This window comes from Nostoc sp. UHCC 0302 (assembly GCF_038096175.1).
In the GTDB taxonomy this organism is placed as follows: domain Bacteria; phylum Cyanobacteriota; class Cyanobacteriia; order Cyanobacteriales; family Nostocaceae; genus UHCC-0302.
In genome coordinates this window covers 7,886,895-7,900,580 of record NZ_CP151099.1, presented here as the reverse complement: position 1 = coordinate 7,900,580, position 13,686 = coordinate 7,886,895, and the positions used below count along the sequence as shown (strand labels likewise).

Genomic DNA, 13,686 nt, shown 5'->3' with positions numbered 1-13,686 from the left:
ACTCCTAACTCCTAATTGTTAACTCCTAACTCTGTTAAAGATGCAATACCGACGCTTTGGCAAAACCAATCTGCGCCTCTCTGTGTTTTCCTTAGGAACAATGCGCTACTTGGCTTGTTTTGAAAATGCCCAGCAAACCATTAAACAAGCCTTAGCGTTAGGAATTAATCATGTAGAAACTGCCAGAGGTTACGGTAAAAGTGAAGAATACTTTGGCAGGGCGCTAAAAGCTGGATTGTCAATACCGCGTTCCCAACTTCACATCACAACCAAAATTCCACCCACAGCGGATGCTGACACCATGCGTCAGTACATTGATGAATCCTTAGAACGATTGCAACTAGATTATCTAGATTGTTTGGGAATTCATGGTTTAAACACTTCGCAACATTTAGAATGGGTGCAAGCCAAAAGCGGCTGTATGCAAGCAGTGCAGGAAGCTGTTGCTGATGGTCGTGTGCGACACGTTGGTTTTTCCACCCACGGTTCATTAGAGCTAATTCAGGCAGCAATCAATACAGATTTATTTGAATTTGTCAATCTGCACTATTACTATTTCTTTCAACGCCATGCACCAGCGATTCAGCTTGCAGCACAGAAGGATATGGGCGTTTTTATAATTTCCCCAGCTGATAAGGGGGGACGCCTCTACACGCCTCCCCAAAAGCTAAAAGACTTATGTAAGCCTTATTCACCTTTAGAACTAAACTATCGATTTTTACTGAATGATAACCGGATTTCAACTCTGAGTATTGGCCCAGCAAATCCAGATGAATTAATAGAACCTTTGCAAGTAGCTGACCAAGATAATAAACTTACATCAGAAGAAATTTATGCTTTTCAACGCTTAGAAAATCAGCAAAAAATTGCTTTAGGAAGTGATACTTGTAGTCAGTGCTATGCTTGTTTACCCTGTCCAGAAAACATCAATATTCCAGAAGTATTAAGGTTACGCAATCTCGCAGCGGCATACGATATGACAGACTACGGACAATATCGTTACGGGATGTTTGAAAATGCTGGTCATTGGTTCCCAGGAATGAAAGCCAGCCGCTGCACAGAATGCGGCGACTGTTTGCCTCGTTGTCCAGAAGATTTAGATATTCCAACTTTATTAGAAGATACTCACAAGAGATTAAACGGGAAAGCAGGTAGAAGATTGTGGGGATAATTAAAAGTTAAGCTCATGGAAGAGTGATAAAACTATGCAAGTAACACAACAGCGATACTACACTCCAGAAGAATATTTAGAGCTAGAAGAAACTGCTGACTACAAAAGTGAATACATTGATGGGGAAATAATTCCTATGCCAGGTGGAACAGCCAATCATAATCGAATTGCAGGTAACTTTTATGCTGTATTGAACTTTGCTTTCAGACAACAAGAGTACGAAGTGTTTAATAGCGATATGCGCCTATGGATAACTCAAAAGCATATATACACATATCCAGATGTGACAGTAATAGCGGGTGAACCAGAATTTTTCAACAATCGCACAGATATCATTACAAATCCACAGGTTATTGTGAAGGTTTTATCGAAATCGACTAAAGGCTATGACCGTAATGATAAATTTGAAGCTTACCGAACAATTTCCACTTTCCAAGAATATATCTTAGTTGATCAAAATCGAATTCATGTAGAGCAATTCTATAAAACTGGGAAAAAGCAATGGACGCTGCGTGAGTACGATGAAGAAGATGAAGCGATCGCTCTTGCAACTGTACCTTTTGAAATTGCTTTGCAGGATTTATACAACAAGGTTAAGTTTGAAGTTGTTGAATCTGAAAGGGAAATTGCTGATACTGAGGAATTAGGGTAAGTTAAGTGATCGCCTAACTTTGTAAAACAGCTATTATCCCGATTGCAACAATAACTTTTACGCCACTTTTAACGGCTTCTGAGGAAAAGTAATTGGCTCTGGCAGAGATTTTCCTTGGTCTTCATACCATTCAATCAATGATTCAATCACTTCTTGTCCATGTTTGGCGGCTTCTTCATAAGTCTTGCCATGAGTGTGGAATTGCTGCCACGAAAATTCTGGTAAGTGTACCAAGTAGCAGTTATCCTCATCCGACCATTGGATGACCATACTGTAGCGATCGTTCATTCTTCCTCTATTTCCCCTAGCTTCTTCAAAACACTATTGACTTGCTTTTCAAGATATCGAGGTGCATCATCTCCATCATTTCCTGCAATAGTAACTGGTTCATCAGGTATCAGTGGATGAGTCCAAAAAGTATGACTACCTTTAGCAGGACGGTAGAAAAACCCAGCTTTCAACAAAATTGCCTTTAACTCTCTGATTTTCTTGGGCATCTACCTTGAATTTAAATCACTATACTGATTTTTGCCTATAGAGTTGCAAGAGCGATCGCTCTTGCAACTGTACCCTTTGAAATTTCCTTACAGGATTTATACAACAAAGTGAAGTTTGAGCTTGTTGAGCCAACAACCGAAAGTAATGAAGAATTGAGGTGAAAGGAGTGATTGCCTAATTTATCTCTACTAGTAAAGGCGATCAGTTGAGCATCAACTTGCTGTAGTATCTTAACTCCTGACTTGCCCTTCACAGTTGAAGTTGAGTAATAGAGATTGTGGTTATTACTTAGACTCCTTTATGCAAGAGGATAAATTTTTTGTTCGATGATAAGTATAGTTACAATGTGGCATTGCCCATTGCTTATAGCTAGGGGGCATTGTCTAACCTACTTGCAGATCACACAGCCATGATGGATTGGAAGAAACTTCTGACACCAAAAAGACTTGGCAAGACTGAACTAGAAAATCCTCAGTTTGATCGTACTCCTTTTCTGAGAGACTATGATCGCCTAGTATTTTCCTCACCTTTTCGTCGCCTCAAAGATAAAACCCAGGTTTTTTCGTTGTCTACAAATGATTACATTCGTACTCGTCTGATTCACAGCCTCGAAGTTTCCTGTGTCGGTCGATCCCTGGGTAGGATGGTGGGTGAGAAAATTGTAGACACACACAAGCTTAATGACTATGGGTTCAGTGCTTCAGACTTTGGTGATATTATCTCTGCTGCTTGTCTAGCTCATGATATCGGTAATCCTCCTTTCGGTCATTCTGGAGAAGATGCTATCCGTACAGGATTTGAATCCTGGTACAACACTGTTAACCATGTAGGAGAAGAACTTCTCAGCAAGTCTCAAAAAACTGACTTTGATTCATTTGAGGGCAATGCACAGGGTTTTCGTATTCTAACTAAGCTTGAAATGCGTCCTCAAAAAGGGGGAATGCAACTCACCTGCCCAACTTTAGCTGCTTTCACAAAGTACCCTAGAGAATCATTACTATCAGAATCTACCTTAAACGGTTACTCAGGTAGAAGTGTTAATAAACATGGTTTCTTTCAGGCAGAAAAAGATTTATTTGCTGAAGTAGCAGAAACAGTTGGGCTAATTCGCCGTCATGACAATGCAGCATGGTGGTCTCGACACCCGCTTGCTTTTCTTGTTGAAGCAGCTGATGACATTTGTTATTCAATCGTTGATGTAGAAGACGCCCATCGCATGGGTTACATCTCATTTGAAAAAACCACGTGCTTGCTTAATAAAATTGCAGAAATTGATATTAACAAACATGATGAAAGCGATGTAGAAAAAGTTAAGCGCTTGCGTGCCAAAGCTATCCATAATCTCATAGGACAGGCAACTGACATTTTCTTAGGAAACGAGCAAGAAATACTTTCTGGAGAGTTTGACGAAGATTTATTATCCCGAAGTCGTTATGAAAATGACTTAGAGGAAATTGGGAAGGTAACCCGATCATCTGTTTTCGAGCATCGTAATGTCGTTAATATCCAAATAGCTGGTTATGAAGTTTTAGGAAAACTATTTTCTGAGTTTATTAATGCTATTCTAAATGACAGCAAAAAAGCAAAGTTAATCTATCATATGCTTCCCAGGGAATATTACCCGAATTCGGACGAAGATACCTATAGCAAAATCCTAAGAGTTACAGACTATATTTCTGGCATGACTGATTCTTACGCTACCAGTTTATTCCAACAATTTAGCGGTATTTCCTTGGGATAAAGTGATAGCTATTACCCCTACTCTCCGCCATCCCCAAGTAACTTAGATAAAATTGCTATGGTGCTACTTAACCCTTAGACTGATGAAAAGCGATGTCTGACGACAAGCCGCTTTGTGTCTACGCTCTTGTTGCAGTACCATTTGAAATTTATTTATGCAGGCCATTTAGTGCTGTAAGCTTTAGTAAGGGACTCGAAAATTCCTTTTGTCTTAGCCCGGAAGGGAATATCTATTAGAATATAAAACAACCACTTTGCAGCCATAAATAATTGGCGCTGTTTTATAAATACAAGTAAACGATTAGGTGTTTCAAACACTTGATAATAAGGGTGATTTTGCAAATTTTTATTCACTTCACCTTTTCTTAGCAGTCGTTTTGGTAGCAATAAAATCCCAAGAATGAACAAGCCATAATACTGAAAAATAGAGCCATATTTCAATTTTTCATAAAGGTAATTGAGGTCTCCGCCTATCCCTCTCCAGATTCTGTTTTCAGCAGGTGCATGGTAATGATCTGCCTTGACTGTTTTAGCTTTAATAATTTTGAAATTATGCTTCTGAATTCGTCGTGCTAAATCGTGTTCGTCGCAAGCAGTGCTGCGGAAATATCGAAGATTGGTGTCGAAGCGAAAATGCTCAAAGACTTCTCGTCGCAATGACCAGAGGCTACCAGTGCCAAATGTTGCTGTTCCTTTAGCCAAAGAACCACCCTGTTCGTAAATACATCCCCAAATAACCATGACATCTGGGTCTTCTGTATAAACTTTGATTATTTCATCAAGGCAATCAGGGAACGGGCTTACATCGTCATCCATAAGGACAACAATCTTACCTTTAGTATGAGCAACACCGAGATTTCTGGAAAAGCAAGCTCCTTGGTTTCTATTGTTTCGTAGAACGAGCAGATTTTTTATATTATTGTTAGAAGTATTAAGAAAGCTTTGTGTATCATCTGTTGAGGCATCATCAACTATTACTACCTCATAGTTTGGATAGTTGAGTTTAGCGATCGCTGGCAAACTATAGGTACGTAAACTTGAAGCTCTATTATAGGTTGCTATTACTATAGATATAAGTGGCTGTTCCATTTCCTCTTGTCTGTATATGTTGTATATATTTTCAAATTTATTTAGCTCGCAAATCTAAATAGATAAAGCAAATAGAATTGCTGTAAAGCTTAATCTATAGTAGTTTGGCTTAATATCTTATAATTACCGTGTAAACTCTGAAAATATGTAATAAATAAAAAATAAATACTTAATAGCTCAGAGATAATACTTAATTCAGACAGTAAAGAAATTAGCTAATTTCCTTTCATCTTCAGTGGTGTCATAGTCGATTCGCCTGCCTTCTCGCGGCAACTTATTAGATAGAATCACTATGGTGCTACTTAACCCTTCCCAAATCTGATGGAAAGCGATATCTTCTCTGCGAGACGCTACGCGAACAACGGGCTACGCCTCCCTTCCCAAACCTCTCTTCAACGTCCAGAATTACTTGCGCCAGCGGGGAATTGGGACTGTGCCAAAGCCGCTGTGGAAAATGGGGCAGATGCGATTTACTTCGGTTTGGATCGATTCAATGCACGAATGCGGGCGCAAAATTTTACTGAGGCGGACTTGCCTAGCTTGATGGCATTTCTACACCGTCGCGGTGTTAAGGGTTATGTCACTGTCAATACACTAATTTTTCCTCAAGAACTCAGAGAAGCCCAACAATATCTCCGCACAATTATTGCTGCGGGTGTGGATGCGGTGATTGTCCAAGATGTGGGTATCTGTCGTCTCATCCGTCACCTGTCGCCAGACTTTCCTATTCATGCCTCAACTCAGATGACTATCACCAGCGCAGCGGGAGTGGAATTTGCTAAATCCCTCGGCTGTCAGTTGGTAGTGCTTGCCCGTGAATGTTCTCTTAAAGAAATTAATAAAATTCAGCAACAAATTGCCCAGCAAAATACTTCACTACTTCTGGAAGTCTTCGTTCACGGTGCTTTATGCGTAGCTTATTCCGGTCAGTGTTTGACTAGTGAAGCTTTAGGTGGACGTTCTGCTAACCGGGGCGAATGCGCTCAAGCTTGCCGGATGCCTTACGATTTAATCGCAGATGGGGAAGTTGTTAATTTAGAGGAACGCAAATATTTACTCAGTCCTCAAGACCTTGCAGGGTTAGAGGTGCTGCCAGATTTAGTTAAGTCAGGCGTAACTTCTCTCAAGATTGAAGGTCGTTTGAAAGCACCAGAATATGTTGCCAATGTCACCCGTGTTTATCGGGAAGCCTTGGATCGGGTGATGGCGGAATTGGAAAGACCTAACCCCCTAGCCCCCTTCCCTACCAGGGAAGGGGGAAAAAAGGCTCCACTCTTGCCTTCGGAAAGGGAGAGGGGGAGAGGTCAAACAGATCCAGAGCGCTACAATCTGGAGATGGCATTTTCTCGCGGACTCTACACAGGTTGGTTTAGCGGGATTAATAATCAAGAATTGGTTCATGCCCGTTTTGGTAAAAAGCGCGGGGTTTACCTGGGTGAAGTCACCCGCATTCGCAATGAACAGGTAACGCTGAAACTGGAAGCGCCTGTTAAACCTGGGGATGGAATTGTTTTTGACTGCGGACATCCTGAAGCTAAAGAAGAAGGAGGTCGGGTTTATGCAGTGGTGCAGAAGGGTAAAGAAGCGGTACTGACTTTCGGTCAACGTGATCTGAATCTGCACCGGGTGCATTTGGGCGATAAAGTATGGAAAACCAGTGACCCAGAACTTGATAAACAACTGCGTCAAAGTTTTGCTGGAGAAAATCCTCAGTTTCAACGCCCGATTCACCTAGAAGTTTATGGAGAAGTTGGTCAACCACTAATTGCGATCGCCCGTGATCAACTCGGTAATATCGTACAGGTGGAATCAGAAATATTACTAGTTGAAGCTCACACCAAACCCCTCACCACAGAACGTTTGCAAGAACAATTAGGTCGTCTTGGTAACACTCCTTTTTCTCTGGGGACACTCACCAATCATCTCAACGGTGCAGTCATGCTACCCGTGAGTGAGTTAAACCGAATGCGCCGAGAAATAGTAGTTCAATTAGAAGAGTTACGGAGTCAACCCAAACGCTGGGAGTTACGTTCTGATGTCTCTTTTCAAGACTTGCTTCCTCCTTCATCTTCTCTATCTTCTTCATCCCCCTCACTTATTGTTCTCGTAAGAACTCTCAAGCAACTCAAAGCCGCACTCAAAGCCGGAATCCAAACACTGTACTGTGAATTTGAAGACCCCCGTGCCTACCGTGAGGCAGTGCAATTAGTCAAAAATGTAGAGACGCGATTAATCGCGTCTCCACTCCCTACCATCTGGGTTGCACCACCTCGAATTACCAAACCTGGGGAAAACTGGATTTTGCAGCAAGTACGTGCTTCAGAAGCAGATGGTTATTTGGTACGAAACTATGACCAATTACAATTCTTTGCAGCAGACCGTTGTATCGGAGATTTTTCACTCAATGTTACCAACCCTTTAACCGCAGACTATTTTCAGAATCGTTTTGGTTTAGAACGGTTGACGGCATCCTATGACCTGAATATCACACAACTGCAAGACCTGCTCACCAATTACTCGCCCCAATCGTTTGAAGTGACAATTCATCAGCATATGCCAATGTTCCACATGGAGCATTGTGTCTTTTGTGCTTTTCTTTCAACGGGAACAGACTACACTAACTGTGGACGCCCTTGCGAGAAGCAGGAAGTGAAATTAAGAGACCGCGTTGGCAGCGAACACGTTCTTCGAGCGGATGCAGGTTGTCGTAATACTGTGTTTAATGGCACTGCCCAAACTGGAGCCGAGTATGTACAGCGTCTGATAGAGATGGGCTTGCGGCACTTCCGTATCGAATTTGTGAATGAAACACCAGAGCAAGTGACTAAAACGATACATTGCTACCAGCAACTACTGCAAGGCGAGATTACAGGTTCCCAACTTTGGCGAGAGTTAAAGCTGCAAAATCAGTTAGGCGTGACTCGTGGCCCTATGGGAGTATCTGCACAGCGGTCATAACTCATTTTCTAATCGCCCAGCTTGAAAAATTTGTTCGGCTGTCAAGTTTAATTCTGGGAATGTAGGGGATATGATGCGCTCAGTAGCTCGAAATTGGTTAACCTGATACTCATCATCCACTAAGTAGTAAATGGAAATTGTCGGTTGTTTAGGGTTCCCAATGTACCTTCTCCCACCTAAAGCTAAATAATCAACAATCCAGTATTCAGGAACCCCGAAAGTTTCGTAATCAACAAGTTTGTGTGCATAATCGTCTTTCCAGTTAGTGCTGACGACTTCAATAACTAGGGGAACAGACGCAGCTTGAGTAACCGTTGAGGACTTTTTCCACATCGGTTCTGATGAAAGATTCTTTTGATTTATGACTATTACATCAGGGGAATAACCAGATTCTCTATCAGGAACTTTGACCAGTGCTTGCTTGGGTATGATGTATGGGAGTTTTAATCGTTTGAACTCTAAAGTTATTTCACCAGCTAAAAAACCATTAATCTCTTCATGATCCCCCACTGGCTGCATTTCAACAATTACCCCATCATGTAGTTCGTAGCATCCGCTGTCTGGTTTCAAATTCAGGAATTCTTCAAAAGTGATTGTTTTTGGTAAAGCTTGAAACATCACACTTGCTCCTTATGATGATTCAGAGTTTAACAAATGACGAATTGCGATCGCGGAGCTTCTAATTTGAGAATACTTCACGCTTTGCTTAATGAAGTGAATTTTGTTTCGTGCAAAGGCTCCTCCACGAGTATCAAAGACTCGTCCACGAGTATAAAAGACTCATCGCCGAGTATCAAAGACTCATTTACGAAGTTCAAAACTTTCCAAAAACTGCATAACTGCACAAGCACTAGAGATATAGTAACTCGTAGGTATAAATCAGCAAATTACCAGGATTTATGACCAAGCGAGTTAAAAAATCAAGACAGCCTTGCGTTAAGTGGACATTCTGGTATTTGCTACCGAATATTAGCCGTTACAGTTTAATACTACTGCTGAGTATGGTAATGCTCGCTGATACAGTGGGGGCAAAACTGAGTAGCGCACAGTTGCAGATAGCACAACAGCCAAGTACAACTCAACAAGATGCAATTCGCGCTGCTGCTGAAAAAGCCACGAATGAAGGGTTGGAGCTTTATAAACAAGGTACGGCAGAATCACTGCAACAAGCGATTGGGAAATGGCAAGAAGCGCTGAAGCTTTGGCAACAAGTTGATGATAAACGCTGGGAAGCCCTTACCTTCATTGGCATTGGCAGAATCTACTCTTCACTAGGAAAAAAGCAAGAAGCGCTCAAATACTACAACCAAGCTTTACCCGTACTCCGTGCAGTGGGGGACAGAACAGGGGAAGCCACTACCCTCAACAATATTGGCAGAATCTACTCTTCACTAGGAGAAAAGCAACAAGCGCTCAAATACTACAACCAAGCTTTACCCATACTCCATGCAGTGGGGGACAGAACAGGGGAAGCCACCACCCTCAACAGTATTGGCAGAATCTACTCTTCACTAGGAAAAAAGCAACAAGCGCTCAAATACTACAACCAAGCTTTACCCATACTCCATGCAGTGGGGGATAGAACAGGGGAAGCCACCACCCTCAACAATATTGGCTTTGTCTACGACTCATTAGGAGAAAAGCAAGAAGCGCTCAAATACTACAACCAAGCTTTACCCATACTCCGTGCAGTGGAGGACAGAACACGGGAAGCCACCACCCTCAACAATATTGGCTTTGTCTACGGCTCACTAGGAGAACAGCAACAAGCGCTCAAATACTACAACCAAGCTTTATCCATAAGCCGTGCAGTGGGGGACAGAACAGGGGAAGCCACCACCCTCAACAATATTGGCTTTGTCTACGGCTCACTAGGAGAACAGCAACAAGCGCTCAAATACTACAACCAAGCTTTACCCATAAGCCGTGCAGTGGGGGATAGAACAGAGGAAGCCACCACCCTCAACAATATTGGCTTTGTCTACTTTTCACTAGGAGAAAAGCAAGAAGCGCTCAAATACTACAACCAAGCTTTACCCATAAAGCGTGCAGTGGGGGACAGAACAGGGGAAGCCACCACCCTCAACAATATTGGCAGTGTCTACGACTCACTAGGAGAACAGCAAGAAGCGCTCAAATACTACAACCAAGCTTTACCCATACTCCGTGCAGTGGGCGACAGAACAGTGGAAGCCACCACCCTCAACAATATTGGCTTTGTCTACGACTCACTAGGAGAAAAGCAACAAGCACTCAAATACTACAACCAAGTTTTACCCATAAGGCGTGCAGTGGGGGATAGAACAGGGGAAGCCACCACCCTCAACAATATTGGCTTTGTCTACGGCTCACTAGGAGAACAGCAACAAGCGCTCAAATACTACAACCAAGCTTTATCCATAAGCCGTGCAGTGGGGGACAGAACAGGGGAAGCCACCGCCCTCAACAATATTGGCTTTGTCTACGACTCACTAGGAGAAAAGCAACAAGCGCTCAAATACTACAACCAAGCTTTACCCATAAGCCGTGCGGTGGGGGATAGAACACGGGAAGCCCCCACCCTCAGTAATATTGGCTTTGTCTACTCTTCACTAGGAGAAAAGCAACAAGCGCTCAAATACTACAACCAAGCTTTACCCATAAGCCGTGCGGTGGGGGATAGAACACGGGAAGCCCCCACCCTCAGTAATATTGGCTTTGTCTACGGCTCACTAGGAGAAAAGCAACAAGCGCTCAAATACTACAACCAAGCTTTACCCATAAGCCGTGCAGTGGGCGACAGAACAGGGGAAGCCATCACCCTCAACAATATTGGCAGTGTCTACTTTTCACTAGGAGAAAAGCAACAAGCGCTCAAATACTACAACCAAGCTTTACCCATAAGCCGTGCGGTGGGGGATAGAACAGAGGAAGCCACCACCCTCTCTAACATTGCTGGCCTAGAACGCGATCGCGGCAACCTACCACAAGCCTTGACTCAAATTGAAGCAGCAATCAAAATCATTGAAGATTTACGCACTAAAATTATTAACCAACAACTGCGTACTTCTTACTTTGCCAGTGTACAGGGTTATTACAAGTTCTACATCGACTTGTTAATGCAACTGCACAAAAAAGACCCATCAAAAGGATACGATGCTCTGGCACTCAACGCCAGCGAGCGATCTCGCGCCCGTAGTCTACTAGAACTCCTCACCGAAGCCCGTGCAGATATTCGCCAAGGGGTAGAACCACAACTTTTAGCAGAAGAACGCAGTTTACAGCAACAAATTGATGCCAGAAAAGAAAGCCGCATCAAATTACTTTCTGAGAAGAACACTTCTGAACAAGTCGAGAAACTAAATCAAGAAATTACCGAACTTTTAGATAAATATAATCAAGTTTTAGCAGATATCCGTGCCAAGAGTCCCCGTTATGCTGCACTTACTCAACCTCAACCCCTCAACCTCGAACAAATTCAGTCTTCAGTTCTCGATGACAATACGATTCTTTTGCAATATTCCCTGGGAGAAGAACACAGCTATCTTTGGCTAGTCACAAAAACCGGAATGAAAAGTTACGAATTGCCCAAAGAAGCAGATATTGCAACCTTAGCCAAACAATTCTATCAAAATATTACCCAAGAGAAATTAGACTCGCGTGGCGGAGGAATTTTACTCAATCCTGGCAATTCTAAAACTCAGATTACAGTCGCCACGAAATTAAGTCAAATATTACTGCAACCCGTAGCCAGAGAATTAGGTAATAAACGTTTGCTAATTGTTGCTGATGGCATTTTACAATATATTCCCTTTGCCGCATTACCAAATCCAAAACAAACAAAATTCCAACCTTTATTAGTAGAACACGAAATTGTCAACGCGCCTTCAGCGTCAACTATTGCTGTAATTAGAAATGAAATTAAAAATCGCAAAGTTGCTGTGAAGAAGTTAGCTGTATTAGCAGATCCAGTATTTAATAAAAATGATGAGCGATTTAAATCAAATATTGCTCGTGGCAGTCAAACTACAGGTAAAAATTCTAATTTCACTGATTTAGATGCCTTAGCATTCAAGCGTTCTAGTAGTGATTTAAATCTTACTTTTAATCGCCTCAAAGGTACGCGCACAGAAGCCGAAAAAATCTTGAGTTTAGTTCCAGAATCATTAAGCCAATCAGCTTTTGATTTTGCTGCGAATCGCGCAACGATAACTAGTTCTCAAATGAGCCAATATCAAATCATACATCTGGCGACACATGGCATTTTCAATACTAAACATCCAGAGTTTTCTGGCATAGTGCTGTCTCTAGTAGATTCAGCCGGAAATCCCCAGAATGGCTTTTTGCAACTCCAAGACATCTTTAATCTCAACCTTCCAGCAGAATTAGTAGTCTTAAGCGCTTGTCAAACCGGGTTGGGAGAGGAAGTTAAGGGAGAAGGCTTAGTAGGGTTGACAAGAGGTTTTATGTATGCAGGTAGTCCACGAGTCGCAGTTAGTTTATGGAGTGTAGGCGATGTCGCGACATCTGAATTAATGGCGAAATTTTATACCAAAATGCTCAAAGAAAATTTAAGACCTGCGGCGGCACTCAGGGCTGCACAGTTGGAGATGTGGCAAAATCCCAAATATACAGCGCCATATTTTTGGGCAGCTTTTACTCTTCAAGGTGAATGGCGATAGTTTCTATAAATTTCTGCACTATTGGCGATGTATCGTTGCTTCGCCAAATCATTGCTATAAGCACTTTTAAACTGCTATCTGGAATGTCTCGAATATGTCTATAAACTACTCCAGTGCGTTGGAGATTTTGCAATGATGCCGGGACGATCGCCACACCCATTTCGGCTGCTACTAAGCTCACAATCGTCTGCATTTGGATAGCTTCTTGAGCAACACTAGGACTAAAACCTGCTTGCTGGCAAAGACTAATAATTAAATCATAGAGTCCGGGCGCTAATAGCCTGGGAAATAATATGAACGGTTCATTAGCAAGGGATGTCAAACAAATATACCCTTGATTCGCTAGCGAATGTGTCTCAGGAAGCGCTACCATCAGCGGTTCTTCAAAAATTGTCTCCCAGCTAACTCTATTATCCTCCACAGGTGGACGCACAAACCCCACATCCATCCGTCCTGACTGCAACCACTCCAACTGCTGATCTGTAGTCAATTCATGCAACTCTAGTCTTACACCAGGGACGCAACTACGAAAGGTTCGCAGAATTGTAGGCAAAATATTATACGCTGCTGAACTGACAAAGCCGACGACCAATTGTCCGATTTCGCCCCTGCTGGTTTGTTGCCCAATTTGCACCGCTTGCTGTAATTGCTTAAAAATTTGCTGGACTTCACCCAGAAACACTTGCCCTGCTTCTGTTAACTGCACATTTCGTTTCGTCCGGTGAAACAATTCAAAACCCAATTCCTTCTCTAGCTGGCGAATTTGTTGACTGAGGGGAGGTTGAGCAATATGCAATCGTTCTGCTGCCTTCCCAAAGTGTAGTTCTTCTGCCACAGTCACAAAATAGCGCAGATGCCGTAGTTCCATCTTTTACCTGAACTCATATCTTTTAAGTATTAATTAAAGGACAAATATA

At 42.4% G+C, this 13,686-nt stretch carries 10 protein-coding genes; 5 read left to right on the top strand and 5 right to left on the bottom strand.

What is annotated here, in order from left to right; genetic code table 11:
* Positions 1 to 40 precede the first annotated feature (40 nt).
* Positions 41 to 1,171, top strand: coding sequence for an aldo/keto reductase (locus WKK05_RS34195; RefSeq protein WP_341527404.1), 1,131 nt, complete (start codon positions 41 to 43; stop codon positions 1,169 to 1,171).
* A 34-nt stretch (positions 1,172 to 1,205) separates the two neighbouring features.
* On the top strand, positions 1,206 to 1,823 hold the full coding sequence (locus WKK05_RS34190) for a Uma2 family endonuclease (protein WP_341527403.1): 618 nt from the start codon (positions 1,206 to 1,208) through the stop codon (positions 1,821 to 1,823).
* Positions 1,824 to 1,880: 57 nt separating this feature from the next.
* Here the strand turns inward: WKK05_RS34190 and WKK05_RS34185 are convergent, their stop codons facing one another.
* Complete coding sequence (locus WKK05_RS34185) at positions 1,881 to 2,111, bottom strand: type II toxin-antitoxin system HicB family antitoxin (RefSeq protein ID WP_341527402.1); 231 nt, start codon at positions 2,109 to 2,111, stop codon at positions 1,881 to 1,883.
* On the bottom strand, positions 2,108 to 2,320 hold the full coding sequence (locus WKK05_RS34180; protein ID WP_341527401.1) for a type II toxin-antitoxin system HicA family toxin: 213 nt from the start codon (positions 2,318 to 2,320) through the stop codon (positions 2,108 to 2,110). The genes WKK05_RS34185 and WKK05_RS34180 overlap by 4 nt, the downstream gene beginning before the upstream one ends.
* Positions 2,321 to 2,730: 410 nt before the next feature.
* On the opposite strand from WKK05_RS34180, the gene WKK05_RS34175 reads away from it, so the two are divergent.
* On the top strand, positions 2,731 to 4,062 hold the full coding sequence (locus WKK05_RS34175) for a deoxyguanosinetriphosphate triphosphohydrolase (protein WP_341527400.1): 1,332 nt from the start codon (positions 2,731 to 2,733) through the stop codon (positions 4,060 to 4,062).
* Between the two features lie 152 nt (positions 4,063 to 4,214).
* Here WKK05_RS34175 and WKK05_RS34170 read toward each other — a convergent pair whose 3' ends face one another.
* Entirely contained in the window at positions 4,215 to 5,150 is a 936-nt protein-coding gene (locus WKK05_RS34170) for a glycosyltransferase family A protein (RefSeq protein ID WP_341527399.1), read from the bottom strand.
* A 321-nt stretch (positions 5,151 to 5,471) separates the two neighbouring features.
* Here WKK05_RS34170 and WKK05_RS34165 point away from each other — a divergent pair, with 321 nt between their 5' ends.
* Complete coding sequence (locus WKK05_RS34165; protein WP_341527398.1) at positions 5,472 to 8,108, top strand: DUF3656 domain-containing protein; 2,637 nt, start codon at positions 5,472 to 5,474, stop codon at positions 8,106 to 8,108.
* Here the strand turns inward: WKK05_RS34165 and WKK05_RS34160 are convergent.
* A complete protein-coding gene (locus WKK05_RS34160) occupies positions 8,103 to 8,726 on the bottom strand; it encodes a Uma2 family endonuclease (protein ID WP_341527397.1) in 624 nt (207 codons plus the stop codon). The two genes, WKK05_RS34165 and WKK05_RS34160, sit on opposite strands and share 6 nt — an antisense overlap.
* Before the next feature lie 281 nt (positions 8,727 to 9,007).
* Between WKK05_RS34160 and WKK05_RS34155 the strand changes: the two genes are divergently transcribed.
* Positions 9,008 to 12,769: a CHAT domain-containing tetratricopeptide repeat protein gene (locus tag WKK05_RS34155; protein ID WP_341527396.1), complete on the top strand. Its 3,762-nt coding sequence runs from the start codon at positions 9,008 to 9,010 to the stop codon at positions 12,767 to 12,769.
* Here WKK05_RS34155 and WKK05_RS34150 read toward each other — a convergent pair.
* Positions 12,744 to 13,637, bottom strand: coding sequence for a LysR family transcriptional regulator (locus WKK05_RS34150; protein ID WP_341527395.1), 894 nt, complete (start codon positions 13,635 to 13,637; stop codon positions 12,744 to 12,746). The two genes, WKK05_RS34155 and WKK05_RS34150, sit on opposite strands and share 26 nt — an antisense overlap.
* Positions 13,638 to 13,686: the final 49 nt, after the last annotated feature.

Excerpts from the sequence above, each read along its gene's own strand:
- WKK05_RS34190 (WP_341527403.1), top strand. The coding sequence starts at position 1,206 with ATGCAAGTAACACAACAGCGATACTACACTCCAGAAGAATATTTAGAG.
- WKK05_RS34165 (WP_341527398.1), top strand. The coding sequence starts at position 5,472 with ATGGAAAGCGATATCTTCTCTGCGAGACGCTACGCGAACAACGGGCTA.
- WKK05_RS34170 (WP_341527399.1), bottom strand. The coding sequence starts at position 5,150 with ATGGAACAGCCACTTATATCTATAGTAATAGCAACCTATAATAGAGCT.
- WKK05_RS34180 (WP_341527401.1), bottom strand. The coding sequence starts at position 2,320 with ATGCCCAAGAAAATCAGAGAGTTAAAGGCAATTTTGTTGAAAGCTGGG.
- WKK05_RS34150 (WP_341527395.1), bottom strand. The coding sequence starts at position 13,637 with ATGGAACTACGGCATCTGCGCTATTTTGTGACTGTGGCAGAAGAACTA.
- WKK05_RS34185 (WP_341527402.1), bottom strand. The coding sequence starts at position 2,111 with ATGAACGATCGCTACAGTATGGTCATCCAATGGTCGGATGAGGATAAC.
- WKK05_RS34175 (WP_341527400.1), top strand. The coding sequence starts at position 2,731 with ATGATGGATTGGAAGAAACTTCTGACACCAAAAAGACTTGGCAAGACT.
- WKK05_RS34160 (WP_341527397.1), bottom strand. The coding sequence starts at position 8,726 with ATGTTTCAAGCTTTACCAAAAACAATCACTTTTGAAGAATTCCTGAAT.
- WKK05_RS34155 (WP_341527396.1), top strand. The coding sequence starts at position 9,008 with ATGACCAAGCGAGTTAAAAAATCAAGACAGCCTTGCGTTAAGTGGACA.
- WKK05_RS34195 (WP_341527404.1), top strand. The coding sequence starts at position 41 with ATGCAATACCGACGCTTTGGCAAAACCAATCTGCGCCTCTCTGTGTTT.